The 26,511-nt window shown below is 60.8% G+C and carries 24 protein-coding genes and 1 pseudogene; 15 read left to right on the top strand and 10 right to left on the bottom strand.

Features of this window, described 5'->3' with window-relative positions; translation table 11 throughout:
* Nucleotides 1-155: 155 nt before the first annotated feature.
* Both E3O56_RS12845 and E3O56_RS12840 read right to left on the bottom strand, forming a co-directional pair.
* A complete protein-coding gene (locus tag E3O56_RS12845; RefSeq protein ID WP_032878059.1) occupies nucleotides 156-1,649 on the bottom strand; it encodes a CoA-acylating methylmalonate-semialdehyde dehydrogenase in 1,494 nt (497 codons plus the stop codon).
* Nucleotides 1,650-1,688: 39 nt separating this feature from the next.
* Entirely contained in the window at nucleotides 1,689-3,038 is a 1,350-nt protein-coding gene (locus E3O56_RS12840; RefSeq protein WP_103733860.1) for an aspartate aminotransferase family protein, read from the bottom strand.
* A 126-nt stretch (nucleotides 3,039-3,164) separates the two neighbouring features.
* Here E3O56_RS12840 and E3O56_RS12835 point away from each other — a divergent pair, with 126 nt between their 5' ends.
* The 6 genes from E3O56_RS12835 to E3O56_RS12810 all read left to right on the top strand — a co-directional run bounded on the left by E3O56_RS12835 (nucleotide 3,165) and on the right by E3O56_RS12810 (nucleotide 9,255).
* A complete protein-coding gene (locus E3O56_RS12835) occupies nucleotides 3,165-4,085 on the top strand; it encodes a LysR family transcriptional regulator (protein ID WP_003188270.1) in 921 nt (306 codons plus the stop codon).
* A gap of 87 nt (nucleotides 4,086-4,172) precedes the next feature.
* Nucleotides 4,173-5,567, top strand: coding sequence for a nucleobase:cation symporter-2 family protein (locus E3O56_RS12830; protein ID WP_032878062.1), 1,395 nt, complete (start codon nucleotides 4,173-4,175; stop codon nucleotides 5,565-5,567).
* 87 nt (nucleotides 5,568-5,654) lie between these two features.
* Entirely contained in the window at nucleotides 5,655-6,314 is a 660-nt protein-coding gene (locus E3O56_RS12825) for a TetR/AcrR family transcriptional regulator (RefSeq protein WP_005784489.1), read from the top strand.
* Between the two features lie 14 nt (nucleotides 6,315-6,328).
* The gene (locus E3O56_RS12820) at nucleotides 6,329-6,910 is read left to right on the top strand and encodes a YigZ family protein (protein WP_248128372.1); all 582 of its coding nucleotides are present in this window, start codon (nucleotides 6,329-6,331) and stop codon (nucleotides 6,908-6,910) included.
* A 55-nt stretch (nucleotides 6,911-6,965) separates the two neighbouring features.
* Nucleotides 6,966-7,652 carry an SDR family oxidoreductase gene (locus E3O56_RS12815; protein WP_248128371.1) on the top strand — a complete coding sequence of 229 codons (687 nt, stop codon included), beginning with the start codon at nucleotides 6,966-6,968 and terminating at the stop codon, nucleotides 7,650-7,652.
* Between the two features lie 244 nt (nucleotides 7,653-7,896).
* On the top strand, nucleotides 7,897-9,255 hold the full coding sequence (locus E3O56_RS12810) for an 8-oxoguanine deaminase (RefSeq protein WP_248128370.1): 1,359 nt from the start codon (nucleotides 7,897-7,899) through the stop codon (nucleotides 9,253-9,255).
* A 74-nt stretch (nucleotides 9,256-9,329) separates the two neighbouring features.
* Here the strand turns inward: E3O56_RS12810 and E3O56_RS12805 are convergent, their stop codons facing one another.
* Complete coding sequence (locus tag E3O56_RS12805; RefSeq protein ID WP_216090695.1) at nucleotides 9,330-10,421, bottom strand: calcium:proton antiporter; 1,092 nt, start codon at nucleotides 10,419-10,421, stop codon at nucleotides 9,330-9,332.
* A 193-nt stretch (nucleotides 10,422-10,614) separates the two neighbouring features.
* Between E3O56_RS12805 and E3O56_RS12800 the strand changes: the two genes are divergently transcribed.
* Nucleotides 10,615-11,568 carry an adenosine deaminase gene (locus tag E3O56_RS12800; RefSeq protein WP_005784479.1) on the top strand — a complete coding sequence of 318 codons (954 nt, stop codon included), beginning with the start codon at nucleotides 10,615-10,617 and terminating at the stop codon, nucleotides 11,566-11,568.
* 138 nt (nucleotides 11,569-11,706) lie between these two features.
* Here the strand turns inward: E3O56_RS12800 and E3O56_RS12795 are convergent, their stop codons facing one another.
* From E3O56_RS12795 to E3O56_RS12785, 3 genes are all read right to left on the bottom strand, one after another.
* Nucleotides 11,707-13,077, bottom strand: coding sequence for an MFS transporter (locus E3O56_RS12795; protein WP_032878067.1), 1,371 nt, complete (start codon nucleotides 13,075-13,077; stop codon nucleotides 11,707-11,709).
* Between the two features lie 100 nt (nucleotides 13,078-13,177).
* Complete coding sequence (locus tag E3O56_RS12790) at nucleotides 13,178-13,864, bottom strand: helix-turn-helix transcriptional regulator (protein WP_032878068.1); 687 nt, start codon at nucleotides 13,862-13,864, stop codon at nucleotides 13,178-13,180.
* Nucleotides 13,865-13,998: 134 nt separating this feature from the next.
* Complete coding sequence (locus E3O56_RS12785) at nucleotides 13,999-14,928, bottom strand: LysR family transcriptional regulator (protein WP_103733862.1); 930 nt, start codon at nucleotides 14,926-14,928, stop codon at nucleotides 13,999-14,001.
* A gap of 133 nt (nucleotides 14,929-15,061) precedes the next feature.
* Here E3O56_RS12785 and E3O56_RS12780 point away from each other — a divergent pair, with 133 nt between their 5' ends.
* On the top strand, nucleotides 15,062-16,075 hold the full coding sequence (locus E3O56_RS12780; RefSeq protein WP_005784471.1) for a zinc-binding alcohol dehydrogenase family protein: 1,014 nt from the start codon (nucleotides 15,062-15,064) through the stop codon (nucleotides 16,073-16,075).
* 146 nt (nucleotides 16,076-16,221) lie between these two features.
* Nucleotides 16,222-16,404, top strand: a complete 183-nt coding sequence (locus tag E3O56_RS12775; RefSeq protein ID WP_032878071.1) for a hypothetical protein — start codon at nucleotides 16,222-16,224, stop codon at nucleotides 16,402-16,404.
* Between the two features lie 8 nt (nucleotides 16,405-16,412).
* Here E3O56_RS12775 and E3O56_RS12770 read toward each other — a convergent pair whose 3' ends face one another.
* Both E3O56_RS12770 and E3O56_RS12765 read right to left on the bottom strand, forming a co-directional pair.
* Nucleotides 16,413-17,606 (bottom strand): multidrug effflux MFS transporter, encoded by a 1,194-nt coding sequence (locus E3O56_RS12770; RefSeq protein ID WP_032878072.1) that lies wholly within the window; start codon nucleotides 17,604-17,606, stop codon nucleotides 16,413-16,415.
* 88 nt (nucleotides 17,607-17,694) lie between these two features.
* Entirely contained in the window at nucleotides 17,695-17,892 is a 198-nt protein-coding gene (locus E3O56_RS12765; RefSeq protein WP_228309305.1) for a cation transporter, read from the bottom strand.
* Nucleotides 17,893-18,039: 147 nt separating this feature from the next.
* On the opposite strand from E3O56_RS12765, the gene E3O56_RS12760 reads away from it, so the two are divergent.
* The 3 genes from E3O56_RS12760 (at nucleotide 18,040) to cueR (ending at nucleotide 21,086) form a co-directional block, all read left to right on the top strand.
* Complete coding sequence (locus E3O56_RS12760; protein WP_032878074.1) at nucleotides 18,040-18,420, top strand: hypothetical protein; 381 nt, start codon at nucleotides 18,040-18,042, stop codon at nucleotides 18,418-18,420.
* 66 nt (nucleotides 18,421-18,486) lie between these two features.
* Complete coding sequence (locus E3O56_RS12755; RefSeq protein ID WP_248128369.1) at nucleotides 18,487-20,688, top strand: heavy metal translocating P-type ATPase; 2,202 nt, start codon at nucleotides 18,487-18,489, stop codon at nucleotides 20,686-20,688.
* Complete coding sequence (gene cueR, locus E3O56_RS12750) at nucleotides 20,685-21,086, top strand: Cu(I)-responsive transcriptional regulator (protein ID WP_003188242.1); 402 nt, start codon at nucleotides 20,685-20,687, stop codon at nucleotides 21,084-21,086. Before E3O56_RS12755 ends, cueR begins: the two co-directional genes overlap by 4 nt.
* A 128-nt stretch (nucleotides 21,087-21,214) precedes the next feature.
* On the opposite strand, the gene E3O56_RS12745 is transcribed toward cueR, so the two are convergent.
* Both E3O56_RS12745 and E3O56_RS12740 read right to left on the bottom strand, forming a co-directional pair.
* Complete coding sequence (locus tag E3O56_RS12745) at nucleotides 21,215-22,114, bottom strand: PA4780 family RIO1-like protein kinase (RefSeq protein WP_005784460.1); 900 nt, start codon at nucleotides 22,112-22,114, stop codon at nucleotides 21,215-21,217.
* 134 nt (nucleotides 22,115-22,248) lie between these two features.
* Nucleotides 22,249-23,526 carry an acetyl-CoA C-acetyltransferase gene (locus E3O56_RS12740; RefSeq protein WP_078820201.1) on the bottom strand — a complete coding sequence of 426 codons (1,278 nt, stop codon included), beginning with the start codon at nucleotides 23,524-23,526 and terminating at the stop codon, nucleotides 22,249-22,251.
* Between the two features lie 105 nt (nucleotides 23,527-23,631).
* Between E3O56_RS12740 and E3O56_RS12735 the strand changes: the two genes are divergently transcribed.
* The 3 genes and pseudogenes from E3O56_RS12735 to E3O56_RS12725 form a co-directional block, all read left to right on the top strand.
* A complete protein-coding gene (locus E3O56_RS12735) occupies nucleotides 23,632-24,984 on the top strand; it encodes a 3-oxoacyl-ACP reductase (protein ID WP_032878079.1) in 1,353 nt (450 codons plus the stop codon).
* 2 nt (nucleotides 24,985-24,986) lie between these two features.
* A complete protein-coding gene (locus E3O56_RS12730; RefSeq protein ID WP_078820200.1) occupies nucleotides 24,987-25,835 on the top strand; it encodes a MaoC/PaaZ C-terminal domain-containing protein in 849 nt (282 codons plus the stop codon).
* A gap of 300 nt (nucleotides 25,836-26,135) precedes the next feature.
* Nucleotides 26,136-26,511, top strand: a pseudogene (locus tag E3O56_RS12725) (hypothetical protein); the annotation flags it as partial.

The following is a 26,511-nucleotide window of genomic DNA, read 5'->3' as shown; positions in this document are numbered from 1 at the left end:
GAGCTTTCCGTTTCGACTGCGCCGGAAGTGGGGCGAATTATAGGCTTCCAGAATCTGCCGTCAACCTTCTTTTTCACATTTCTGTCATATCGGTCGAAAATGCCTTAGAAACGCGAAAGCCGGCCCCAAGGGGGCCGGCTTTCGCTTATCGAGTCTTACAGACTAGGGAAGGCGAACTGCGACGCTTCATGACTGGCCCGTTGCGGCCAACGCTGAGTGATCGCCTTGCGACGGGTATAGAAACGCACCCCGTCCGGCCCATAGGCGTGCAAGTCGCCAAACAGAGAGCGCTTCCAGCCACCGAAGCTGTGATATGCAACCGGCACCGGCAACGGTACGTTAACCCCTACCATGCCGACCTCAATCTCATCACAGAACAGCCGCGCGGCTTCACCGTCACGCGTGAAGATGCAGGTACCGTTGCCGTATTCATGATCGTTGATCAGTTGCATCGCCGCTTCCAGGCTATCCACCCGGACCACGCACAACACTGGCCCAAAGATCTCTTCTTTATAGATCCGCATCTCGGGGGTAACGCGGTCGAACAGACTGCCGCCAAGGAAAAATCCTTGTTCATGCCCGGCAATGCTCAAGCCGCGACCATCAACGACCAGCTCTGCACCCGCCGAAACACCCTCTTCTATATAGCCACTGACCTTATCTCGTGCCTGCCCCGTCACCAACGGGCCCATATCCAGGCCACAGGAGGTGCCCGCGCCGATCTTCAACGCCTTGACCTGCGGCACCAGCTTAGCGATCAACGCGTCCGCCACCTGGTCGCCCACGCACACCGCCACCGAAATCGCCATGCAACGCTCGCCGCAAGAACCATAAGCCGCGCCCATCAAGGCACTCACGGCGTTGTCCAGGTCTGCATCCGGCATCAGCACCGCATGGTTCTTCGCCCCGCCCAACGCTTGCACACGCTTGCCGCGCTTGGTCGCTTCGCTATAGATGTACTCGGCAATCGGCGTCGAGCCTACAAAGCTCAAGGCTTTAACTTCCGGCGCTTGAATCAATGCGTCCACCGCGCCTTTGTCGCCGTGCACCACACTCAGTACGCCTTTAGGCAGCCCAGCCTCCTGCAACAGTTGCGCGATCAACAACGTAGAACTCGGATCACGCTCCGAAGGTTTGAGGATGAAACAGTTACCGCACACAATCGCCAGCGGGTACATCCACAACGGCACCATCGCCGGGAAGTTGAACGGGGTGATACCCGCCACCACGCCTAGCGGCTGGAAGTCCGACCAGGCATCAATGTTCGGCCCCACGTTGCGGCTGTATTCGCCCTTGAGAATCTCCGGTGCCGAGCACGCGTACTCCACGTTCTCGATCCCACGCTTGAGTTCACCCGCCGCGTCTTCCAGGGTCTTGCCATGCTCCTCACTGATCAACTGCGAGATACGTGCTTCGTTTTGCTCCAGCAACTGCTTGAAACGGAACATCACCTGGGCACGCTTGGCCGGAGGCGTATTGCGCCAGGCCGGAAACGCCGCCTTGGCTGAGTCAATCGCCTGTTGAATGGTTTCACGGCTGGCCAACGGCACCTGGTGAATCACCTGGCCGGTAGACGGGTTATAGACGTCGGCACTACGACCGCTGTCGTTGACCAGCTCACCGTTGATCAAATGCTGGATAAGGCTCATGCAGGGCTCCTGAAAAATTGTTCTATATAGAAGGAGAAATCAGTCGATCTTGTTCAGCACTTCGCCGACCGCGTCAAACAGACGGTCCAGGTCCTGCGGCTTGCTGTTGAAGGTTGGCCCGAACTGCAGGGTGTCGCCGCCAAAACGCACATAGAAACCGGCCTTCCACAATGCCATGCCGGCCTCGAATGGGCGCACGATGGCATCCCCATCACGCGGGGCAATCTGGATAGCACCGGCCAGGCCGTAGTTGCGAATGTCGATCACATTCTTGCTGCCCTTCAAACCGTGCAGCGCATTCTCAAAGTGCGGTGCGACTTCGGCTACGCTCTGCACCAGGTTTTCTTTCTGCAACAGGTCCAATGCCGCCAAGCCCGCCGCGCAAGCCACCGGGTGCGCCGAGTAGGTGTAGCCGTGGGGGAATTCCACGGCGTATTCCGGCGTCGCCTGATTCATGAAGGTCTGGTAGATCTCGCTGCTGGCAATCACCGCGCCCATCGGAATAGCGCCATTGGTGACCTGCTTGGCGATACACATCAGGTCCGGGGTCACGCCAAAACTGTCGGCACCGAACATTGAGCCGGTACGGCCGAAGCCTGTGATCACTTCGTCGAACACCAAAAGGATATTGTGCTGGTCGCAAATTTCGCGCAGGCGCTTGAGATAACCCTGCGGTGGCACCAATACGCCAGCGGAACCGGCCATCGGCTCGACAAACACGGCTGCGATGTTCGACGCGTCATGCAGTTCGATCAGTTTGAGCAACTCATCGGCCAAGGCAATACCGCCCTGCTCCGGCATGCCCCGGGAGAAGGCGTTGCTGGTCAGCAAGGTGTGAGGCAGGTGGTCGACATCCATCATCGCCTGGCCAAACAGCTTACGGTTACCGTTCACACCGCCCAGGCTGGTACCAGCGATGTTCACACCGTGGTAACCACGGGCGCGACCAATCATCTTGGTCTTGGTGGCCTGACCTTTGAGGCGCCAGTAGGCCCGCACCATCTTCACCGCCGTATCGGCACATTCAGAGCCCGAATCGGTGAAGAACACATGATTCAGGTTGCCTGGGGTCAGGTCGGTGATCTTTTCCGCCAACTGAAAGGACAACGGATGACCGTATTGGAAGCCTGGGGAGTAGTCCAAGGTGCCCAATTGCTTGGCGACCGCCTCCTGGATTTCCTTGCGCGTATGCCCGGCGCCACAGGTCCACAGGCCCGACAACGAATCATAAACCTTGCGCCCCTTGTCATCGGTCAACCAACTGCCTTCAGCGGCCACGATCAGGCGCGGGTCGCGCTGGAAGTTGCGGTTGGCGGTGTAGGGCATCCAGTGCGCATCCAGCTTGAGTTGGCTGGCCAGGGTCGATGGGGCGTTTTCGGGCATGTTCATCAGCAAAACCTCGCAAGGCAAAAGGCAGCGTCGGGATTGAAAAAGCTTGGTTGCAGCTAAATTGCCACGGGGATAAAGTCGGTGAAATCCAACTCTTCTAACCTTCAGTCAGGACTTCACTAAACTATGAGCAGCCGTCGTCCCGACCCTTTGGCCCAAGTCAGCGACTTCGACATTCGCTTGCTGCGCATCTTTCGCAGCGTGGTGGAATGCGGCGGCTTCTCGGCGGCAGAGACCGTGCTCGGCATCGGCCGCTCGGCCATCAGCCAGCAGATGAGCGACCTGGAGCAGCGGCTCGGCCTCAGACTTTGCCAACGCGGCCGCGCCGGTTTTTCCCTGACGGAGGAAGGCCGCGAGGTTTATCAGTCAGCCCTGCAATTGTTGAGCGCCCTGGAAAGCTTTCGCACCGAGGTCAACGGCCTGCACCAGCATTTGCGCGGCGAGTTGATCATCGGCCTCACCGACAACCTCGTCACCCTGCCGCATATGCGCATCACCCACGCACTGGCGCAGTTGAAGGAACGCGGCCCGGACGTGCAGATCCAGATCCGCATGATCGCCCCCAATGAAGTAGAACAAGGTGTACTTGATGGCCGCCTGCATGTCGGCGTGGTGCCCCAGGCCAGCGCCCTGTCGGGTCTGGAATACCAACCGCTGTACAGCGAGCGCTCACTGCTTTATTGCGCGGTCGGGCACCCGCTCTTTTACGCCGACAACAAACAACTCGATGACGAGCGCATCGATAGCCAGGACGCCATCGCCCCTACCTTTCGCCTCCCCGCAGAGATCCAGGCCCACTACCAGGCGCTCAACTGCACGGCCAGCGCTTCGGACCGTGAAGGCATGGCGTTCCTGATCCTCACTGGCCGCTATATCGGCTACTTGCCCGATCACTACGCCAGCCTGTGGGTGCAACAAGGCCGACTGCGCGCGCTGAAACCGGCTACACGTTTTTACGATTTGAGCCTGGCATCGGTCACGCGCAAAGGCCGGCGCCCTCATTTGGTGCTGGAAAGTTTCCTTGAAAGCCTGGCCGCGACGCGCTAACTCGGGCCTCACGCAAAAAGCTGAGCACATGGACAGCTTTTTGCAAGGCACAAGGACCTTGAACCGTCCGCCTCGAGTCTACCCGCCATGCCACCAGAATCTGCCAGCCCCAGCGACCTGATCTACGGCCTCAACGATCGCCCCAAACCACTGCCGGCTCTATTGGCAGCACTACAACATGTGCTGGCGGCGTTCGTCGGCATCATTACTCCGCCGCTGATCATCGGCTCCACGCTCGGCCTCACCGCCCACCTGCCCTATCTGATCAGCATGGCGCTGATGGTGTCCGGTGTAGGCACGTTCATCCAGGCACGCAGGCCGTATGGTATCGGCGCCGGTATGATCTGCCTGCAAGGCACTAGCTTTGCGTTTCTCGGCGCGGTGTTGGCGGCAGGCTTTCTAGTCAAGCAACGCGGCGGCAGCCCGGAAGACATTCTGGCGATGATCTTCGGCGTGTGCTTCTTCGGCGCGGCGGTGCAGATCGTGTTGAGCCGCTTCATTGGCCAACTGCGTCGTGTCATCACCCCCCTTGTAACGGGGATCGTCATCACGTTGATCGGCATCAGCCTGATCAAAGTGGGGATTACCGACCTCGGCGGCGGTTTTAATGCGCCAGACTTCGGCGCCCCTGCGAACCTGGCACTCGGCCTGTTCGTGGTACTGACAATCATCCTGCTCAACCGCTCCAATACCCCGTGGGTACGCTTGAGCGCCATTATCATCGGCCTGGCCCTGGGGAGCCTCGCGGCGTGGTTCAGCGGTAAATTGGTGCCCCAAGCCCTGCCCGACTTGCCCTTGATCAGCCTGCCGATGCCGTTCCGGTTTGGTATCAACTTTGACTGGAGCGCTTTCCTGCCGATTGCGCTGATTTATCTGATCAGCAGCATCGAAACCGTCGGCGACCTCACGGCCAATTGCATGATCGCCCGCCAACCCATCAGCGGTGCATCTTATATAAGCCGGCTCAAGGGCGGCGTGCTGGGCGATGGCGTGAGCTGCATGATTGCCGCCACCTTCAGCGCGTTCCCCAACACCACCTTTGCCCAGAACAATGGCGTGATCCAGCTCACCGGCGTGGCCAGCCGTTACGTCGGTTTGTATATCGGTGTGCTGCTGTTCTGTCTGGGCCTGTTTCCATTGATCGGCGCCGTACTGCAGCAAATCCCCAAGCCGGTGCTGGGCGGCGCGACCCTGGTGATGTTCGGCAGCGTGGCCGCCGCCGGCGTGCGTATCCTCGCCCAGGCGCCGCTGGATCGACGCAGCATGTTGATCATTGCCACCTCGTTTGGCGTCGGCCTGGGTATCGCCGCTCAACCCAACTTGCTGCACCTGATGCCGACACTGGTACAGAACCTGTTCGACTCGGCCATCACCAGCGGCGGCCTCACCGCCATCGTATTGTGCCTGTTGCTGCCGGAAGCCAAGGTGAGTACATGCGCTACAAACCCAACAGCGCAAAGCGAAAGCCTGGAGCCGCTTTGACGGTTTTATTGCATCGGGACTTGTCTGAGGCTTGAGGGTGGGTTATCTGTGCACACGTCGCCTTTATCGATCAGCACGGAAACCTCCATGAGCCTCGAAGTTCCTGCCCACAGCAACCACGCCGGTAAACCCGCCAGCCGCATTCGGCAAAAGAACGAACAAGCTATTCTCCAGGCTGCTGAAGATGAATTCGCCCGCCATGGCTACAAAGGCACCAGCATGAACACCATCGCTGCCAGTGCCGGGCTGCCCAAGGCCAACTTGCACTACTACTTCACCAACAAGCTGGGCCTGTATATCGCGGTGCTCAGCAATATCCTCGAATTATGGGACAGCACCTTCAACGCGTTGACCGCCGAGGATGACCCGGCCGTGGCGCTTGCGCGCTACATCCGCACCAAGATGGAGTTCTCGCGGCGCCAACCACAAGCCTCGCGGATCTTCGCCATGGAGATCATCAGCGGCGGCGAATGCCTCACCGAATATTTCGGTCAGGACTATCGCGCCTGGTTCAGTGGCCGAGCCGCGGTGTTCCAGGCGTGGATCGACGCCGGCAAAATGGACCCCGTCGATCCCGTGCACTTGATCTTCCTGCTGTGGGGCAGCACCCAGCACTACGCCGACTTCGCCACCCAGATCTGCCGAGTCACCGGTCGCACCAAGTTGACCAAGCAGGACATGGAAGACGCCGGCACCAACCTGATCCATATCATTCTCAAAGGCTGCGGCATCAAGCCGGCCCTATAAAAACGAAGCGAGTTATGTCTTTTACGCTGACAGGCTTTTGCGAATTTCATGAAGAAATACGCAAAAGCCGCTTTATCACCTTGGCGGTGCCGATCACCAGCCCGCAGGACGCCCAGGCGTTTTTCGAGCAGCACAGCGACCTGAACGCCACGCACAACTGCTGGGCCTGGAAGCTGGGCGATCAATACCGCAGCAACGACGACGGCGAACCCGGTGGCACCGCCGGGCGACCGATCCTCGCGGCTATCGAGGCCCAGGGGTTCGATCAGGTCGCGGTGCTGGTGATCCGCTGGTACGGCGGCATTCAATTGGGTACGGGCGGACTCGCCCGTGCCTACGGTGGTGGCGCAAACAAATGCCTGCAAAATGCCGAGCGTATCGAACTGATCAGCCGTGTGCCCCTGAGCTGCGCCTGTGGGTTCTCCGAGCTGAACCTGGTGAAGCTGCGCGTCGCCGAACTCGGCGGTTTAGTGCTGGAAGAAACCTTCACCGCCAACGGCGTGGAGCTACACCTTGCGCTGGCAGGGGCACACATCGACACCCTGCAAACCCAGCTCGCCGACCTGAGCCGTGGGCGCATCCTGCTGCAACGCTGAAACTGCTACTGTTAGGTGCTGAACTCCCTGAACCGCGACTTCAAAGGAAGCCTTCATGTCTACGCCAAAAACCGCACTGATCATCGGCGCCTCGCGCGGGCTGGGCCTTGGCCTGGTCAAGCAACTGCTCCAGGATGGCTGGGACGTCACCGCCACCGTGCGTGATCCGCACAAGGCCGATGCCCTCAAAGCTGTGGGCCTTGTGCAGATCGAGAAATTGGATATGGACGATCAGCAAGCCGTGATCGCCCTGGCCCAACGCTTGAAAGACCGCACCTTCGACCTGCTGTTCGTCAACGCTGGCGTCAAGGGCCCGGCGAACCAGGAGCCAGGCCACGCCACCCTCGCAGAGGTCGGCCAGCTGTTTTTCACCAACGCCGTGGCGCCGATCAACCTGGCCCAGCGCTTTGTCGGGCAGATCCGCAAAGACACCGGCGTGCTGGCGTTCATGAGTTCGGTGCTGGGCAGCGTGACCATTCCCGACGGTTCGGACCTGGCGCTGTACAAGGCCAGCAAGGCTGCCCTCAACTCAATGACCAACAGCTTTATCACCCAGTTGGGCGACCACAAGCCGACGGTTCTGTCGCTGCATCCTGGCTGGGTGAAAACCGACATGGGCGGAGAGAACGCACATATCGACGTCGACACCAGCGTGCGCGGCCTGGTGGATCAAGTAAATGCCTACACCGGCAAGGGCGGCCATCACTTCGTGGACTACAAGGGCGACACCATCGCCTGGTAAATACACCGATCAACCTGTGGAAGGGGGCTTGCTCCCGATGGCTGAGTGTCAGTCTATGCTGTGTGGACTGGTCCACCGCTATCGGGAGCAAGCCCCCCTCCCACTCTGTACCTACTCCTACAGCTAGACCCCGTAATGAACTACACGTAATCTAGCCCCCTCGCCCTCCCCGGCGACCCTGGATCAGCAGACAGGGCAACACTGAGCTGGCAAACCTGAACCCATCATTCAGAGGAGCCGGCCAATGCCTGCGACCCGTATCTGGTTAAAAAACCCCCTCGCGATTTTCACTGCCAATGGCCTCGACGCCCGTGGCGGCCTGGTGCTGCAAGACGGTGTGATCACCGAATTACTGGCCCAGGGCCAAGAACCGGCACAACCCTGCACGCAGGTGTTCGATGCTCGCGAACATGTGGTCCTGCCCGGGCTGATCAACACTCACCATCATTTCTATCAAACCCTCACCCGCGCCTGGGGCCCGGTGGTCAACCAGCCGCTGTTTCCCTGGCTGAAAACGCTGTACCCGGTATGGGCGCGGCTTACCCCGGAAAAACTCGCCCTGGCCAGCAAAGTCGCCCTGGCTGAATTGCTGCTGTCGGGCTGCACCACGGCGGCCGACCACCACTACCTGTTCCCCGATGGTTTGGAAAACGCCATTGATGTGCAGGTAGCCAGCGTGCGCGAACTGGGGATGCGCGCCATGCTCACCCGCGGCTCCATGAGCCTGGGCGAAGCCGATGGCGGCCTGCCACCGCAGCAGACCGTGCAACAAGGCCAGGTCATTCTTGACGACAGCCAGCGCCTGATCCGCGAATATCACGAGCGGGGTGACGGCGCGCAGATTCAGATTGCCCTGGCTCCGTGCTCGCCGTTTTCCGTCACCCCCGAGATCATGCAAGCCAGCGCCGAATTGGCCAACCGCCTGGATGTGCGCCTGCATACCCACTTGGCGGAAACCCTCGACGAAGAAGACTTCTGCCTGCAACGCTTCGGCCTGCGTACCGTGGATTATCTCGACAGCGTCGGCTGGCTCGGCCCACGCACCTGGCTGGCCCACGGCATTCACTTCAACCCGGATGAAATCGCACGCCTGGGTGCCGCCGGTACGGGGATCTGCCACTGCCCAAGCTCCAACATGCGCCTGGCTTCCGGTATCTGCCCGACCCTGGACCTGCTTGCCGCCGGCGCGCCCATCGGGCTGGGCGTGGACGGCTCGGCGTCCAACGATGCCTCGAACATGATCCTTGAAGCGCGTCAGGCCCTGTACATTCAGCGCCTGCGTTATGGCGCAGAAAAGATCACCCCAGAAGGCGTGCTGGGCTGGGCAACCAAAGGTTCGGCACAGTTGCTGGGCCGAACGGACATCGGTGAATTGGCCGTAGGCAAGCAGGCTGACCTGGCATTGTTCAAACTTGATGAACTGCGCTTCTCCGGTAGCCACGATCCAATTTCAGCGCTGCTGTTGTGCGGTGCGGACCGGGCGGATCGAGTGATGATCGGCGGCAAGTGGCGGGTGATCGACGGCCAAGTCGAAGGCCTGGACCTGAAAGGCTTGATCGCCGATCACACCCAGGCGGCTCGCCAACTCATCGCCGGCACCTGAGCCAGACGCCGATCAAAATGTGGGAGGGGGGCCTGCTCGCTCCCACATTGGGTCTACGGCGTCATCAAAAACAGTTACAGCCCCAGCAGCGACAACATGATAAAAGTCGCAAACAACACAAAATGAGTCATCCCTTCAATGGCATTCGTCTCGCCATCGTTGAGGTTGATCGCGCTGACAATCAGCGTGATAAACACCATCACCGTCTGCACCGGCGTCATCGCCATCTGGAACGGCTGGCCGCTATAGAGCGCCATGGCTTCCATCACCGGCACCGTCAGGATCACCGTAGACAACGAAGCACCCAACGCGATATTCACCACCGACTGCATACGGTTGGCCAATGCAGCGCGCAATGCCGTCAGAATTTCTGGCGCGGCCGAGATAGCCGCCACCACAATCGCCGTGATCACCGGCGGCGCGCCCGTGCCTTCCAGGCCCAGATCCAGGGTTTTGGACATCACCTCGGCCAACGCGCCAATCACAATCACGCCAAACACCAACGTGCCTATCGAGAACGCGAGGTTAACGGGCGGTGTGTGTTCTTCTTCGGTTGATTTCTTGCGGCGTTTTTCCGGGTAGCTGTAGCTGAAGAAATAACTGTGTGGGCCTACCTGCATCCTCAGGAACAAGGTGTAGAGCACCACCATCGCGCCAATGGTGAAGGCCGAGTAAATTTTCCAATCGGCCTCGGGGATAAATTCCGGTACCACCATCGACACGCCCATGGCGGTGAGGATCATCACGCTGTAGGTGCGCGCTGAGTCATCGTTGTAGGACTGTTCCCCATGCTTGATGCCCCCCATCAAGGCGGCCAGGCCGAGAATACCGTTGATATCCAGCATCACCGCCGAGTAAATGGTATCGCGCACCAGGGTGGGCGATGGCTCGTTGCTCATCATGATCGCCAGGATCACCACTTCCACCAACACGGCCGCGAGGGTCAGGATCATGGTGCCGTAGGGGTCGCCAACCTTTTCTGCCAACTGCTCGGCGTGATGGGCTACGCGCATTGAGGCCATTACGATAAACGCGATCAGCGCAGCACCGGCCAGCAGGGCCACCAGTTGCCCACTGTGGAGCATCCAGTGCTCCAGCGGATAAGCCGCAATGGCGGCAATCAGCGCCAGCAGCATGAATTTTTCTTGCTTGAAGTGTGTGAGCATTACGGGCCTTTTCGTGCAGCGAATCAGTCATTGATGGGGTACAGACTGCGCCAAGCCGCTAACGTTTCGTTACACCTTAGTTCAGCTCACCCTTGCGTGAGTGACACAAATACTCTCCTGCTGGTCAGGTTTTGCCGATTATTTCAGCCATGGCCTGTAGAATGCCGCCATTGCACCTGATGAGATTTTAACTATGTACGATTGGCTCAACGCCCTGCCCAAGGCTGAACTGCACCTGCACCTGGAGGGTTCGCTGGAGCCTGAGTTGCTGTTCGCCCTGGCCGAGCGCAACAAGATTGCGCTGCCGTGGAACGACGTCGACACCCTGCGCAAGGCCTACGCCTTCAACAACCTGCAAGAGTTTCTCGACCTGTATTACAAAGGTGCCGATGTGCTACGCACGTCCCAGGATTTCTACGACCTGACCTGGGCCTACCTGCTGCGCTGCAAAGCCCAAAACGTGATCCACACCGAACCGTTCTTCGATCCACAAACCCACACCGACCGTGGCATCCCGTTCGAAGTCGTGCTGAACGGCATCGCCGCTGCGCTTAAAGATGGCGAGCAGCAACTGGGCATCACCAGCGGCTTGATCCTCAGCTTCCTGCGCCACCTGAGCGAAGCCGAAGCCGAGAAAACTCTCGACCAGGCCCTGCCGTTCCGTGACGCGTTCGTGGCCGTGGGCCTGGACAGCTCAGAAATGGGTCACCCGCCGAGCAAGTTCCAGCGCGTGTTCGATCGTGCCCGCCACGAAGGCTTCCTCACCGTCGCCCACGCCGGCGAAGAAGGCCCGCCCGAGTACATCTGGGAAGCGCTCGACCTGCTGAAAATCCAGCGTATCGACCACGGCGTGCGTGCCATTGAAGATGAACGCTTGATGCAGCGCATCATCGACGAACAGATCCCGCTGACGGTATGCCCGCTGTCCAACACCAAACTCTGCGTGTTCGACGACATGGCACAGCACAACATCCTCGACATGCTCGAACGTGGCGTGAAAGTCACCGTGAACTCGGACGACCCGGCCTACTTCGGCGGTTATGTCACCGAGAACTTCCACGCGCTGCACACCTCCCTGGGCATGACCCAGGACCAGGCCAAACGCCTGGCGCAGAACAGCCTGGATGCGCGGCTCGTAAAGCCATAACCGGCCATCATTGAACGAATGCAGGCTAAATGTGGGAGGGGGCTTGCCCCCGATGGCGGTGGGTCAGTCACAGATGTGTTTACTGACACTCCCTCATCGGGAGCAAGCCCCCCTCCCACATAGGTTTTGCGCTGACCTTCAGATTTGGGTGAGCTCTTCCAGCGTCTTGCCCTTGGTCTCCATCCCGAACACCCACACCACCAGCGCCGCCACGGCAAAGCACAACGCCCCCAAGGCAAATACCCCGCCCTGCCCGGTTATCGGAAATACCAACCCGGTCACCAACGGCCCCAGCAACGAGCCTACGCGGCCAATCGCTGACGCAAATCCGGAACCTGTAGCTCGCGCCGAAGTGGGATATAGCTCCGGCGTGTAGGTGTACAGCACCGCCCACATGCCAAACAGGAAAAACTGCATCAACAACCCGGAGGTGATCAGCAGGGCCACATTGCCGCCAAACACAGCACTTTGCCCATACAGAAACGCCATCACCCCGCCACCCAGCAGCGTCACGACGCACACCGGTTTACGCCCCCAGCGCTCGACCAGCCAGGCCGCCATCAAAAAGCCGGGGATCCCGCCCAGGGAAATGATCACCGTGTAATACACCGACTGGGTCACGGCGAAACCCGATTGCTGCAATAGCGCGCTCAACCACGACGTCAGCCCGTAGAACCCGAGCAAGGCAAAGAACCACACGCTCCAGATCATCATCGTGCGTTGGCGGTACTGCGCCGACCACAGCTGCTGGAACGCGGAAAAGAATGTACCCGGCGTACTCTCTACCCATGGCAGGGCCATCGGCTCCGGCAAATCGGCGCGGCCCAGGGAGTCGCGTACCTTCTGCTCGATACCCAGCAATACCTTGTCCGCCGCTTCGTGGCGCCCGGCCTGTTCCAGCCAACGCGGCGACTCTGGAATAAAGAAGCGGATGGCCAACACAAACACCGCCGGTACCGCCAACACCAGGAAGATGTCGCGCCAACCAATCACCGGCAGCAAAAAGTACGACAGCACCCCGGCGGCTACAAAGCCCAACGGCCAGAAACCATCCATCAACGCGATGTAACGCCCGCGCCGTTTGGCGGGAATCAACTCCGACAGCATCGACTGAGCAATAGGAAACTCCATGCCCATGCCAATGCCCAACAGGATCCGAAACAACGTCAACGCCTCCACCGTCTGCGCCGTGGAGCACAGGTAACTGGCAACGCCCCACAACACGATGCTCCACTGAAACACCGGTTTGCGCCCAAAGCGATCCGCGAGCATTCCAGAAAGAGAAGCACCCACCACCATGCCGAAAAAACTCGAACTGGCCAGCAACCCGGCCTGGGCCGTGCTCAAGCCAAACTCGGTTTTGATCGAGCCCAACAGAAAGGTCATCATTGCCAAGTCCATGGAGTCGAAGAAAAACGCCAAGGCAATGATGATGAAGATGACTCGGTGGTAACCGCTGATGGGCAACCGTTCCAGCCGCTGTGCTGCGCTATAACCCTGCCTGACCATGCCGCATCCCCCCGTATGAAAAATCCCCTTGGCGAGTGTGCGGCATCGTTTGTCCTGGCTATTGCTGGATGCGACCTGATTGCAGCTCTGAACGACGCGCTTAACGTGCCGCCAGCCGGCTGATCTCCCTGAGCCCTGCCTCGTTGACTGACAAGGCACGCGACTCGTTGATCACGCTGATCCAGTTGGCCTGCAGAAACAGCTGCATCAACCCCGCCCCCAATGCTCCGCCCAGATGCGGTTGCTGCTGGCTCCAGTCGAAACAGTCGCACACCAGCGGCGCTGCCAGGGCCTGGATAAAAATCCCCAGGTCCGCCAAATGCTGCGCGCCCTTGACCGTAACCTCGGTACGCTGCTCATGGCGCTCGAACCATCCGGCCTCAAGCATCCGTTGATACAACTGCGCCGCCAACTCGCCGCCGAGATGGCCGTGACACCAGCGGGCACGGCGCAACAACTGCGGTGCCATCAGTGCCGGCGGCAAGGCTTGCGGTGTGCTGCGCGCCGCGCTGGCCATGGTGGTGCTTGCCAGCGCATCAATGGCGGCACTCACATCCGCAGCCGCCACGCGAAACAAGCGCTTGCCACGTCGGGCCTCGGTCCGCAGCAAACCGCTGCCGGTCAGCCGCGCCAAATGGGCATTGGCCGACGCCGGCGACAACCCGGCCAGCGTTGCCAGCTCTTCTGAAGACTTCGCCGAACCGTCCATCAGGGCCCAGAGCATGGCCGTGCGTTTGGGCTCGGCAAGCAAGCTGGCGATCTGACTGATGCAAGGTGCTGCTTCCATGTATTCACTCCCTGTAAGACCATTTTTCTGCTGCGGTTGACGCCAAAGTATAGGTGCGCACGCAGCAGGTTCCGCGGCCTCCGACAGCTCGGATCAGGACAGGGTATGAGTGAAATTTCCGATCATTACGCAGGCTATTGCCCAGTCGCCGTTCGCCCCGGTCGTTGCGCCGTCAAGATCGCACAGCGGGACACGAGCATCTCCCGCAGCAGATTGATGGGTTTGCTCAATTGCGCACGATGGGCACATAGCAAGTTGAGCGGTGTGCGCTCGCCCTGCAGCTGCGGCAGGATCAAACGCAAGCGCCCGGCCAGCACGTCGGTGCTGATATCCAACCAGGATTTGTAAGCGATGCCCATGCCCGCCACCGCCCAGCGCCGCACCACATCGGCGTCATCACTGAACCGGTCACCACTGACTGTCAGGCTCACGTGGCGCTTGCCGTCATAAAACCCCCAATGGTCATGCACCCGGCTGCCGAGCATGTACAGCAGGCAATTGTGCTGGGCCAGTTGCTCCAGATGCTGGGGTTCGCCATGCCGGGCGAGGTAGCTCGGCGCGGCGCACAGCACACGAATATTGTCCGGGGCGATGGGCAGAGCCACCAGGCTGGAATCTTCGGGTTCACCATAGCGCAGGGCTATGTCCACTGGCTGGCGGAACAGGTCGGCAATGCGATCGCCCAGCAACAGGCGCACGTTCAGTTGCGGGTGTTGCTGCTGGAACTCATCCAGCCACGGCAACAGCTGGTTGCGACCAAAATCCGACGGCGCCGACAATTGCAGCACGCCGCTCACATGATCCTGGCCACTGGCCAATAAGCGCCGGCCATCGTCCAGCGCACTTAATGACGCACGCGCATATTCCAGGAAGCCCTCGCCTTCGGCAGTCAGGCGCAGGCTGCGGGTGGAGCGCGCCAGCAAACGCGTGCCCAGCTGTTGTTCGATACGCTTGAGCGCGGCGCTGGCCACTGCCGGTGACAGGTCCATCACCCGTGCCGCCGCCGACAGGCTGCCCAGGTCCGCAGCACGTACAAACAACTGCAAATCATCAAAACGCAGCATGGAATTCCGCCAATTATCAAAATTTGGTTGAAACAGACTGCTGTTTTAGCCGCTTTTATCTGCGTAGGAAATAGCCAATCATCTGCCCATCCCGTTCTTAGCTATATCACTCAGACCTTTTACCGGAGCCCTCATGAAAGCCATTGCCTACTACACGTCATTGCCGATCAACGACCCAAAATCCCTGCAAGATATAGAGCTGCCGGAGCCCGTGGCCGGCCCGCGCGACCTGCTGGTGGAAGTCAAAGCCATCTCGGTCAACCCGGTGGACACCAAGGTGCGCCACAACGTCGCCCCGGAAAATGGCGACGCCAAGGTGTTGGGCTGGGACGTGGCCGGTGTGGTCAAGGCGGTCGGCAGCGATGTGACGCTGTTCAAAGCCGGTGACAAGGTGTTCTACGCCGGCTCCCTGGTGCGCCCAGGCGGCAACAGCGAACTGCATACGGTCGATGAACGCATCGTCGGCCATATGCCCAAAAGCCTGGGGTTTGCCGAAGCGGCCGCGCTGCCGTTGACCGCCATCACCGCGTGGGAGCTGCTGTTTGAACGTTTGCAAATACCCGAAGGCAAGGAAGATCACGGCCAGAGCCTGCTGATCGTCGGCGCTGCCGGCGGCGTGGGGTCGATCCTGACCCAACTGGCCAACCAACTCACGGCGCTGAAAGTCATCGGTACCGCCTCGCGCCCCGAGACTCAGGAATGGGCCAAAGCCTTGGGCGCCCACGTAGTGATCGACCACAGTCAGCCGCTGAGCGAAGCGCTAAAACAGGCAGGCCTTGGGCAAGTGACCCACGTCGCCAGCCTGACCCAAACCGAGCATCACCTGGATCAACTGGTGGAAGCGCTGCAACCCCAAGGCAAGCTGGCGTTGATCGACGACCCCAAGGCGCTGGATGTAAGCAAGCTCAAGCGCAAGAGCCTGTCGCTGCACTGGGAGTTCATGTACACCCGCTCGATGTTCGAGACCCCCGACATGATCGAGCAGCACAACCTGCTTAACCGCGTGGCCGATCTGATCGACGCCGGCACCCTGAAAACCACGGTGGGCGAGCATTTCGGTGTGATCAATGCAGCCAATGTGCGCCGTGCCCACGCACTGCTGGAAAGCGGCAAGGCCAAGGGCAAGATCGTGCTGGAAGGGTTCTGAAAAAACGACTGTCAGTGTCGTCCGTTATTCATGTAAGTAATGGACGACACCATTAGTCTGAGAGTTGACCCTTGTCATATTTTTAAGGGGATTCGGGTTTATATTGGCCGCCTTTGCCACGAGTCTTTTACGCGAGGAAGTCAGCAATGAAGATCCTGATAAAAGCGTCAGCAAAATCCCCAGGCAGCCAATGGCAGGTTCGTCTCGACGGCGAAGCCATCACCTTCCGCAGTGAAGCCGAGGCCCGCGCCTTTGTTGACACCCTGCAAGCGCGGATACAGGCCCCCCACCGTTTCCCCCTCGTCCAGCAGCGCTCTGCCGCTGGCTGACCCGTCTATCAGACCTGCGCCTGCGTGGCCCTTGCCCGTTGCAGGCGCTGGGTCGACATTGCAATCGTTACCGCCAGCACGCCGCACAAGCTGATGACCATGGCCATCGGCATCGCCGTACCATCATGCAACACGCCGACCAGCGACGCCGCACCCGCCGCCACGCCGAACTGGATACACCCGAGCAACGCCGAGGCACTGCCCGCCCGTGCGCCTTGCCCGCTCATGGCACAGGCCGAGGTGTTCGGCAAAATGCAGCCCAGGCTGGCGATGCAGATAAACAGCGGCACCAGCAACGGCCACAGCGCCTCAGTACGCAGCGCGGCAATCCCCAGCAGCGTCAACGCTGCCGCCACGTAGACCCACACCGTACGCGACAGCAAAAACGCCGGGCCACGCTTGGCCAGCAACCGCGCATTCAACTGCGCCACCAGGATAAAGCCGGCTGCGTTGGAACCGAACAGCCAGCCGTAATGCTCGGCAGGCACGCCGTAGAGTTTGATAAATACGAAGGGGGAGCCGGCGATGTAGGCAAACATCCCGGCAATCGAGATGCCGCCAGTCAAGGCATAGCCCAGGTACACGCGGTCCGACAACAGCGAGCCGTAGCGGCGCAACGAACCAGACAATGGCTGGCGCGGCTGATCGGCCGGGAAGGTTTCCGGCAACCCGACTGCCACGGCGATAGCCGCCATCACGCTGAACAACGACAGTGCCAGGAAAATCGACTGCCAGCCCCACACCCCGACCATCAGCCCACCCGCCAATGGCGCAAGGATCGGCGCCAGGCCGGTGACCAGCATCAGTTGCGAATACACCTTGGCCGAGCCCACTGCGTCGCACTTGTCACTGACCACCGCCCGGGAAATCACCATGCCCGCACAACCGCCAAGGGCCTGCACGAAACGCGCGCCGATCAGCCACTCCAGCGACGGCGCGTAGGCACAGGCGAAGGATGCGAGAGTAAACAAGGTGACGCCGCTGAGCAGCGGCACGCGCCGACCGAAACGGTCAGCCAGCGGGCCGTAGATCAATTGACCGATAGCCAGGCCGGCGAAATACACCGCCAAGGTTAACTGGATATGTTTTTCGTCAGTGGCAAAGGCCGTGGCCATGGCAGGAAAGCCCGGCAGGTAGAAGTCGATCGCCAACGGCGCGAAGGCGCTCAAGGCGCCCAGAATCAGGATTATGCGAAGGTTCATCAGACACCCAAGTGAGTCGGCAGCTCGACAGTCTAGCCGCGCTTGGGTGCCGTGAACATTACGTTAGGTCGCTAACGATCAGAAAAAATCACGCCAGTTTGGCGGTGTAGCCCTCCTCGGTGATCAGTTGGATGACCTTATCCGAGGGCAGACTGCTTGCCACGCGCACTTCTTTAGCGCCCAAATCTACTTCGACACTCGCTGCCGGGTCCTGGCTCTGTACCGCCTGGGTCACCGCTTTAACGCAATGGCCACAGGTCATTCCTTCAACGCTGAATATTTGCATGACATGACTCCTTTGATGAGGTTGAACCCAGTCTCAAGCTTGCCATGATGGCAAGGTCAAGTTTCAAAAAAATCGGCCGGGCTGGTATTCGCAGGCGACGTCGGCCAAGCTTCAACTTTCCTCGCTGTGAACCATGGAGCATTCGCCATGCGCTGGTCGTTTTTTGCCCTTGCCGGCCTGATGAGCTTGTCTGCCGCTGCGCCCCAGGCTCTCGCCGCTGAAGATTATGCGGTGCTGATCATTTCCCGCGAACGCCTGGAAGTACCCACCAATTGCGAAATTGGCCTGTATCTTCAGGACCAACTGGCCGGACGCCTGTTCCAGGAACAAGCCACCTCGTTCAATCTGCCCGCAGGTAACGTGTCGCTGCGCCTCAAGCTATTGCCAGGCCAGTCCCCGGGCTGCCAGCCAGGGATGCTGGCGCCGGCGGCGCAGAACATTACGTTGAAAGCCGGTGATGTCCGCAAATTGCGTATTGCCCAGGGCCAGGACGGCATGTACCTCAAACCTGCCGCATTGGAATACTGAAGACGCTTGACCTTCCCCACAGGTTAAGGTTGATCCTAGTGGCAACTTCTTCTGGAGGACTGCCCCATGAATGGATCCACCACATTTGACTTGCCCATCGGCGGCATGACCTGCGCCAGCTGTGCCGGCCGCGTCGAACGCGCGCTGGGCAAGGTGCCGGGGGTGCAACGCGTGAGCGTCAACCTGGCCAACGAACGCGCCCATATCGAAGTGCTCGGCCCGATGGATGCCAGCGTGTTGATCGCCGCAGTCGACAAGGCCGGCTACACCGCCACCCTGCCACAAAGCGAAACCGCCACCGAAGCCGACCAGGCCGGGCGCCTGCGCCGCGAACGCTGGGCGCTGGTGGCGGGGATTGTGCTGGCGCTGCCCCTGGTGCTGCCGATGCTGGTAGAACCCTTCGGCCTGCACTGGATGCTCCCGGCCTGGATACAGTTCGCCCTGGCCACACCGGTGCAATTTATTCTGGGTGCCCGCTTTTACGTCGCCGCGTGGAAAGCCGTACGCGCCGGCGCCGGCAACATGGACCTGCTGGTGGCGATCGGCACCAGCGCCGGCTACGGCCTGAGTATCTATGAATGGCTCACCGCCGCCCCAGGCGTGACGCCGCACCTGTACTTCGAAGCCTCAGCGGTGGTCATCGCTCTGGTGCTGCTGGGCAAATACCTGGAAAGCCGCGCCAAGCGCCAGACCGCCAGCGCCATCCGCGCCCTTGAAGCCTTGCGTCCGGAACGGGCGATCCGCGTGCTGGATGGCCGCGAAGAAGACGTCGCGATCAATGCCTTGAAGCACGGTGACCTGGTGCTGGTCAAACCCGGCGAACGCTTCCCGGTAGACGGCGAGGTGGTGGAAGGCCAAAGCCATGCCGATGAAGCGCTGATCAGCGGCGAAAGCCTGCCGGTGCCGAAACAGCCCGGCGACCCGGTCACCGGTGGCGCCATCAACGGTGAAGGCCGTTTGCTGGTGCGCACCCTGGCCCTGGGCGCGGAGAGCGTGCTGGCGCGCATCATCCGCCTGGTCGAAGACGCCCAGGCCGCCAAGGCACCGATCCAGAAACTGGTGGATAAAGTCAGCCAGGTGTTCGTACCGGCCGTGTTGGTATTGGCACTGATCACCGTAGTGGGCTGGTGGTTGTATGGCGCATCGCTGGAAACCGCGATCATCAATGCGGTCGCCGTGCTGGTGATCGCCTGCCCTTGTGCCCTGGGCCTGGCCACGCCGACCGCGATCATGGCCGGCACCGGCGTCGCAGCACGCCACGGTATTCTGATCAAGGATGCCGAAGCCCTGGAACGCGCCCATGCCGTGAGCGCCGTGGTGTTCGACAAGACCGGCACCCTGACCTCCGGCGCACCGAAAATTGCGCACCTGGCGGCGGTAGACGGCGACGAAGCCCTCTTATTGCAACAGGCCGGCGCCTTGCAACGCGGCAGTGAACACCCGCTGGCCAAAGCCGTGCTGGATGCCTGCCAAGAGAAAGGTCTGGACGTGGCCGATGTGAGCGCCAGCCAATCCCTGACCGGACGCGGCATTGCCGGTACGCTGGACGGTCGCCCACTGGCGCTTGGCAATCGACGCCTGCTGGAGGAAACCGGTCTGGACGCAGGCGATTTGGCTCAGCGTGCCAAGGAATGGGAAGCCGAAGGCCGCACCTTGTCCTGGCTGATCGAGCAAGGTGCGCAACCGCGTGTGCTGGGCCTGTTTGCGTTTGGCGACACCCTCAAGCCCGGCGCACTTGAGGCGGTGCAACAACTCAAGGCGCAGCACATCAGCAGCCACCTGATTACCGGCGATAACCACGGCAGTGCACGGGACGTTGCGCAGGCGTTGGGGATCGATGACGTGCACGCCGAAGTGCTGCCGGCTTACAAAGCTGCCGCCGTTGCCGAGCTGAAAAAAACCGGGGTGGTGGCCATGGTGGGCGACGGTATCAATGATGCCCCGGCGCTGGCCGCTGCCGATATCGGCATTGCCATGGGCGGCGGCACCGACGTGGCCATGCACGCCGCCGGCATCACCCTGATGCGCGGCGACCCGCGCCTGGTGCCGGCCGCGCTGGAGATCAGCCGCAAAACCTATGCAAAAATTCGACAGAATCTGTTCTGGGCCTTTGTGTATAACTTGATCGGCATTCCCCTGGCCGCCTTCGGCCTGCTCAACCCGGTACTGGCTGGGGCTGCCATGGCCTTGTCCAGCGTCAGCGTGGTAAGCAATGCACTGCTGTTGAAAACCTGGAAACCCAAGGACCTGGAGGATCAACGCCCATGAACATCGGCCAAGCCGCCCGCACCAGCGGGCTGAGTGCAAAGATGATTCGCTACTACGAATCCATCGGCCTGCTGAAAACGGCCCATCGCACCGATAGCGGCTACCGTGTGTATGGCCACGACGACCTGCACACCCTGACGTTTATCAAGCGCTCGCGGGACCTGGGGTTTTCGTTGGAAGAGGTCGGAAAGCTGCTGACCTTGTGGGAAGACCGGCAGCGGGCCAGCGCCGACGTAAAAGCCCTGGCGCGCCAGCACATAGACGAGCTCAACCACAAGATTCGCGAGTTGGGGCAACTGCGCGACACCCTGCAGGACCTGATGGAGCACTGCCAGGGCGATCATAGGCCCGATTGCCCGATACTCAAGGAGTTGGCGGCGGGGAACTGCTGTGCCTGACCGGATAAACACAAAACCCAATGTGGGAGCTGGCTTGCCTGCGATAGCATCACCTCGGTGTCACTGATACACCAAGGGGTCTGCATCGCAGGCAAGCCAGCTCCCACATTGGAACGCGCCGTTTTGAGTTACTGCATCCAAGGCGGCGGCGGTGGCTCGTCCGGCACTTTGCTCGGTGGCGCATCGTCTGCCGCGCGAATCGCCTGGCGACGCTCTTCATCCAGCCGCGCCGCTTCGATTTCGCGGATCACACCGCCTACGTCCGCCAGCTCTTCCGGTTCGTCGAACTCACCGGTCAACACACTGGCCGGGTGCAAGGTGCCGGCTTCGTACAGCGCCCACATTTCCTTGGCGTACTTGGTCTTCTTCAGCTCCGGGGCAAAGCGTCCAAAGTAGGAAGCCATGTTGCCCACGTCCCGCTCCAGCATGTTGAAGGCGTGGTTGTTGCCCGCCGCATCCACTGCCTGGGGCAGGTCGATGATCACCGGGCCCGTCGGCGTAAGCAGTACGTTGAACTCGGAAAGGTCACCATGCACCAGGCCGGTGCACAACATCAGCACGATCTGCGAGATCAGAAAGGCGTGGTACTCGCGCGCCTGGTCCGGCTCCAGCACCACGTCATTCAGGCGCGGCGCTGCATCACCGTACTCGTCGGCCACTAGCTCCATCAACAGCACGCCCTCAAGGAAGTCGTACGGCTTGGGCACGCGAACGCCCGCACCGGCGAGGCGGAACAGCGCCGCCACTTCGGCGTTCTGCCAGGCATCTTCGGTTTCTTTCTTGCCGAACTTGGAGCCCTTGGCCATGGCCCGGGCCTGGCGGCTGTTACGGACCTTTCGGCCTTCCTGGTATTCGGCCGCCTGACGAAAACTTCGTTTGTTCGCCTCCTTGTAAACCTTCGCGCAACGCAATTCGTTGCCGCAGCGCACCACATAAACAGCTGCTTCTTTACCACTCATGAGTGGGCGCAGCACTTCGTCGACCAGACCGTCTTCGATCAGGGGTTCAATGCGTTTAGGAGTCTTCATCAGCTTTTATTGTGGGTCCTGTATTACCAAACACGCGTGTGGCACTCGTTATACGGCAATCAGCTCGCCGGTGGGAGAGGCTACCGACCTCTGACCCCTTCAGAATGCATGCAATGGGCCAATTTTTTTGGCAATCAGCGTTCGATAATCGCTGTCACCCCTTGGCCGCCAGCAGCACAGATCGAAATCAACCCCCGCCCTTTGCCCGCCGCATCCAGCAACTTGGCGAGGTTGGCAACGATGCGCCCGCCGGTGGCGGCAAATGGATGGCCTGCCGCCAAAGAACTGCCCTTGACGTTGAGCCGGCTGCGATCGATAGCCCCCAACGGAGCATCCAGGCCCAGGCGCGTCTTGCAGTAATCGGCGTCTTCCCACGCCTTGAGCGTGCACAACACCTGGGCAGCAAAGGCTTCGTGGATCTCGTAGTAATCAAAATCCTGCAAGGTCAGGCCATTGCGGGCCAGCAAGCGCGGCACCGCATACACCGGCGCCATCAACAGGCCCTCGGCACCGTTGACGAAATCCACCGCCGCCGCTTCGCCATCACGCAGGTACGCAAGAATCGGCAGCCCCCGCTCCTTGGCCCACGCTTCACTGCCCAGCAGCACCAGGGAGGCCCCATCGGTCAGCGGCGTAGAGTTGCCGGCGGTCAGCGTGCCCTTTTCGCTACGCTCGAAGGCCGGCTTGAGGGCGGCGAGTTTTTCCAGGGTCAGGTCGGGGCGCAGGTTGTTGTCACGGGTGAGGCCGAGAAACGGCGTGAGCAAATCGTTGTGCCAGCCTTCGGCGTAAGACGCGGCCATCTTTTGATGACTCTCCAGCGCCAGCTGGTCTTGGTCGGCACGCGGGATCTGCCAGGTCTGGGCCATCAGTTCGCAGTGTTGGCCCATGGACAGCCCAGTGCGCGGTTCGCCATTGCGCGGCAGTTCCGGCTTGAGGTGCTGGGGACGAAGTTGTAACAGAATTTTTAATTTGTCTGCCATGGATTTGCTGCGGTTGGCTTTGAGCAGCAGCTTGCGTAGCCCTTCATTCACGCCAATCGGTGCATCGGACGTGGTGTCCACCCCGCCGGCAATGCCGCACTCGATCTGGCCCAGCGCGATTTTGTTGGCCACCAGCAACGCCGCTTCCAGGCCGGTGCCACAGGCTTGCTGGATGTCGTACGCGGGGGTCTGCGGCGACAACCGCGAGCCGAGCACGCATTCGCGCGTCAGGTTGAAATCGCGGGAATGCTTGAGCACCGCGCCGGCGGCCACCTCGCCCATGCGCAGGCCATGCAGGTTGTAGCGCTCGATCAGACCCTCCAGGGCGGCCGTGAGCATCGCCTGGTTACTCGCCGTGGCGTAAGGGCCATTGGAACGGGCGAAAGGAATGCGGTTACCGCCAATGATCGCCACTCGGCGCAATTGAGTCATGAAAAGCTCCCTCTGTCGGTTATGGGCTTGATCACTGAGCCTAGTCGAACGACTGCTACCCTGGGATGGTCAACCCTTTGAACCCCAGCCTTCGGAGAGCGTTCCATGTCTGACCGTTATATCGACTTCGCCAACTCAAGCCTCGGCCATCGCCTGGTCGCCGCCATTGGCCTGCCGTCACCGGTACGCTTGGAACGCTGGCAAGCCGGACGCCTGCGCCCGGTCGAAGGCGCACTGTTGCTGGGCGGCGGCGCATTGACGAGCAAGGTGCTGGCGTTTGCCAATCGGCTCACCGACGCCATCTACAGCTACGGCGCAGAAGCCTCGACGGCATCCGTGTGGATTCCCGGGCACGGCCCCAAGCTCAAGGCGGTGGTGTTCGACGCCAGTGACTTGAAGCACACCGACCAACTCAAGCAACTGCGTGAGTTCTTCCAGCCATTGCTGAAAAACCTAGACCATAGCGCGCACCTGGTGATCCTCGGCCGTGCGCCGGAAAGCCTCAGCGACCCGTTTGCCGCCAGCGCCCAGCGCGCCCTGGAAGGCTTCAGCCGCTCGCTGGCCAAGGAACTGCGCAGCGGTGGCGTGTTGCAGTTGCTGTATGTGGGTGACGGGGCCGAGGACCAATTAGAGGGCGCGCTGCGGTTTTTCCTCTCGCCCAAAAGCGCTTACATTTCTGGCCAAGTCATTCGCCTGTCAGCCTGCGACACCCCGGTCGAAGACTGGACGCGCCCGCTGGCGGGGCGCAAGGCGCTGGTCACTGGCGCCGCCCGGGGCATCGGTGCGTCCATCGCCGAAACCCTGGCCCGCGACGGTGCCGAGGTGATTTTGCTCGATGTGCCCCAGGCCAAGGCCGACCTCGAAGCCCTGGCCGCACGCCTGAATGCGCGTACGGTGGTGCTGGATATCTGCGCCGAAGACGCCGCCAGCCAGTTGGTCGAACACTTGCCCGACGGGCTCGATATCCTGGTGCACAACGCCGGCATCACCCGTGACAAAACCCTGGCCAACATGACGCCCGAATACTGGGACGCAGTGCTGGCGGTGAATCTCAATGCTCCGCAAGTGCTGACCAAGGCCCTGCTCGACAGCGGCACTCTGCACGACAACGCACGGGTCGTGCTGCTGGCGTCCATCAGTGGCATCGCCGGCAATCGTGGGCAAACCAACTATGCCGCGAGCAAGGCCGGTTTGATCGGCCTGGCCCAGGCATGGGCGCCCCTTTTGAAGCAACGCGGGATCAGCATCAACGCCGTGGCGCCGGGCTTTATCGAAACCCAGATGACCGCACACATCCCGTTTGCCCTGCGTGAGGCCGGGCGACGCATGAGTTCGCTTGGCCAGGGTGGCATGCCACAGGACGTGGCCGAAGCCGTGGCCTGGCTCGGCCAGCCGGGCTCCGGTGCCGTCAGCGGCCAGGCGCTGCGTGTGTGTGGGCAAAGTCTTCTGGGAGCATAAGCATGCAATGGCAAACCTTGGACAGCACACCGTCGCTACTCCCGCTGTACTGGCGTGCGGCACTCAAGCGCAAGATCACCGGCAGCACGTTGCCCGAACGCGGCTGGCGCTGTCGGGTCAGCGTCGATCCCAAGGCCGTCGCGGCGTACCGCAAGGTCTGCGGGTTCACCGACAGCCCGATGCTGCCAGCGACTTACCCGCACATCCTGGCGTTCGGTCTGCAACTGCAACTGCTGACCGACAAGGCGTTTCCGTTTCCGCTGTTGGGGCTGGTCCACCTGAGCAATCGCATCCGCATTCACCGGCCTCTGGGCGGCGTGGGAGAGCTGAGCATCGGTGTGTACGCGCACAACCTACAGCCCCACGCCAAGGGCGCGACCTTTGACATTGCGACCGTGGTCGAAGATGCCCTTGGACTGCTATGGGAAGCCGAAAGCCAGATGCTCTGTCGTGGCGTAAAGCTTGAAGGCGAATCGCTGAATAACAGCGTGCACGTCCCAGGGCCGCTCAACGAACTGACCCGCTGGAAAGCGCCCACCGATATCGGTCGCCGCTATGCCCGCGTGTCCGGCGATTACAACCCCATCCATCTCAGTGCGCCTACGGCCAAGCTGTTCGGTTTTCCCCAAGCCATCGCCCATGGGCTGTGGAACAAGGCCCGCACGCTCGCGGCGCTGGGAGAACACCTGCCGGCCGCCAATATTGAAATCAATGTCGAGTTCAGGAAACCCGTGCGCCTGCCCGGTGAAGTGATATTGATGAGCAGCGCAGCCGGTTCCAGTGGCGAGTTGGAACTTAAAGGGCCGGGCGGCATTGAGCATATGTTCGGAAAGTGGCAGCCGATCGCCTGAAAAAACCGATTAATTGTATATATACACCCAAAGTTATAGCGGACCTTACGAGGTCCGCTTATTTATTCAACCTTTTGATTTACATCACCTAAATTTCAGTAAGCATCCTTGCCATACACCCTTTGTATTAGTCGCTAAGTTGACCGATGCCTAGGGTATATAAATTGTTAATACCAAGTTGAGCGTTGTGCGAAAGAGTGCCATGGCCTGAGATAGAACCACGGACAAATCTATTGCTGCCCCAAGAAGTAGCGAAGGTTTGAAACAACCCAGGTTGTACCAGGTGCAAGGAACTCAATCATGAAAACTCAAGTCGTGTTGTGGAAAGCAAGTACCGCGTTGGCCCTGATTCTGGCAATGAGCCTCGGCGGCTGCAGCAGTGGTGGCGGCGGGCATAAATCCAGCGTGGCGGCGTCATCGCCGGATGCTGGCGCAGGTGCGGGCACAGGTGACGGCGGCACGGGTGGCGGGACTGGTGGTGGCACTGGCGGCGGTACTGGCGGTACTGACGGTGGGACTGGCGGAACCGGCGGCGGAACCGGCGGCGGAACCGGCGGCACTGACGGTGGCACTGGTGGAACCGGCGGCGGCACGGGCGGCACTGACGGTGGCACTGGTGGGACCGGCGGCGGCACGGGCGGCACTGACGGTGGCACTGGTGGGACCGGCGGGGGGG

This window comes from Pseudomonas sp. W2Aug9, assembly GCF_023127755.1.
GTDB classification, from domain to species: domain Bacteria; phylum Pseudomonadota; class Gammaproteobacteria; order Pseudomonadales; family Pseudomonadaceae; genus Aquipseudomonas; species Aquipseudomonas synxantha_A.
This window is presented reverse-complemented; position numbering and strand designations above follow the sequence as displayed.

Bases quoted from the DNA above. Each gene is read 5' to 3' on its own strand.
- E3O56_RS12845 (WP_032878059.1), bottom strand. From the start codon at position 1,649: ATGAGCCTTATCCAGCATTTGATCAACGGTGAGCTGGTCAACGACAGC.
- E3O56_RS12840 (WP_103733860.1), bottom strand. From the start codon at position 3,038: ATGAACATGCCCGAAAACGCCCCATCGACCCTGGCCAGCCAACTCAAG.
- E3O56_RS12835 (WP_003188270.1), top strand. From the start codon at position 3,165: ATGAGCAGCCGTCGTCCCGACCCTTTGGCCCAAGTCAGCGACTTCGAC.
- E3O56_RS12830 (WP_032878062.1), top strand. From the start codon at position 4,173: ATGCCACCAGAATCTGCCAGCCCCAGCGACCTGATCTACGGCCTCAAC.
- E3O56_RS12825 (WP_005784489.1), top strand. From the start codon at position 5,655: ATGAGCCTCGAAGTTCCTGCCCACAGCAACCACGCCGGTAAACCCGCC.
- E3O56_RS12820 (WP_248128372.1), top strand. From the start codon at position 6,329: ATGTCTTTTACGCTGACAGGCTTTTGCGAATTTCATGAAGAAATACGC.
- E3O56_RS12815 (WP_248128371.1), top strand. From the start codon at position 6,966: ATGTCTACGCCAAAAACCGCACTGATCATCGGCGCCTCGCGCGGGCTG.
- E3O56_RS12810 (WP_248128370.1), top strand. From the start codon at position 7,897: ATGCCTGCGACCCGTATCTGGTTAAAAAACCCCCTCGCGATTTTCACT.
- E3O56_RS12805 (WP_216090695.1), bottom strand. From the start codon at position 10,421: ATGCTCACACACTTCAAGCAAGAAAAATTCATGCTGCTGGCGCTGATT.
- E3O56_RS12800 (WP_005784479.1), top strand. From the start codon at position 10,615: ATGTACGATTGGCTCAACGCCCTGCCCAAGGCTGAACTGCACCTGCAC.
- E3O56_RS12795 (WP_032878067.1), bottom strand. From the start codon at position 13,077: ATGGTCAGGCAGGGTTATAGCGCAGCACAGCGGCTGGAACGGTTGCCC.
- E3O56_RS12790 (WP_032878068.1), bottom strand. From the start codon at position 13,864: ATGGAAGCAGCACCTTGCATCAGTCAGATCGCCAGCTTGCTTGCCGAG.
- E3O56_RS12785 (WP_103733862.1), bottom strand. From the start codon at position 14,928: ATGCTGCGTTTTGATGATTTGCAGTTGTTTGTACGTGCTGCGGACCTG.
- E3O56_RS12780 (WP_005784471.1), top strand. From the start codon at position 15,062: ATGAAAGCCATTGCCTACTACACGTCATTGCCGATCAACGACCCAAAA.
- E3O56_RS12775 (WP_032878071.1), top strand. From the start codon at position 16,222: ATGAAGATCCTGATAAAAGCGTCAGCAAAATCCCCAGGCAGCCAATGG.
- E3O56_RS12770 (WP_032878072.1), bottom strand. From the start codon at position 17,606: ATGAACCTTCGCATAATCCTGATTCTGGGCGCCTTGAGCGCCTTCGCG.
- E3O56_RS12765 (WP_228309305.1), bottom strand. From the start codon at position 17,892: ATGCAAATATTCAGCGTTGAAGGAATGACCTGTGGCCATTGCGTTAAA.
- E3O56_RS12760 (WP_032878074.1), top strand. From the start codon at position 18,040: ATGCGCTGGTCGTTTTTTGCCCTTGCCGGCCTGATGAGCTTGTCTGCC.
- E3O56_RS12755 (WP_248128369.1), top strand. From the start codon at position 18,487: ATGAATGGATCCACCACATTTGACTTGCCCATCGGCGGCATGACCTGC.
- cueR (WP_003188242.1), top strand. From the start codon at position 20,685: ATGAACATCGGCCAAGCCGCCCGCACCAGCGGGCTGAGTGCAAAGATG.
- E3O56_RS12745 (WP_005784460.1), bottom strand. From the start codon at position 22,114: ATGAAGACTCCTAAACGCATTGAACCCCTGATCGAAGACGGTCTGGTC.
- E3O56_RS12740 (WP_078820201.1), bottom strand. From the start codon at position 23,526: ATGACTCAATTGCGCCGAGTGGCGATCATTGGCGGTAACCGCATTCCT.
- E3O56_RS12735 (WP_032878079.1), top strand. From the start codon at position 23,632: ATGTCTGACCGTTATATCGACTTCGCCAACTCAAGCCTCGGCCATCGC.
- E3O56_RS12730 (WP_078820200.1), top strand. From the start codon at position 24,987: ATGCAATGGCAAACCTTGGACAGCACACCGTCGCTACTCCCGCTGTAC.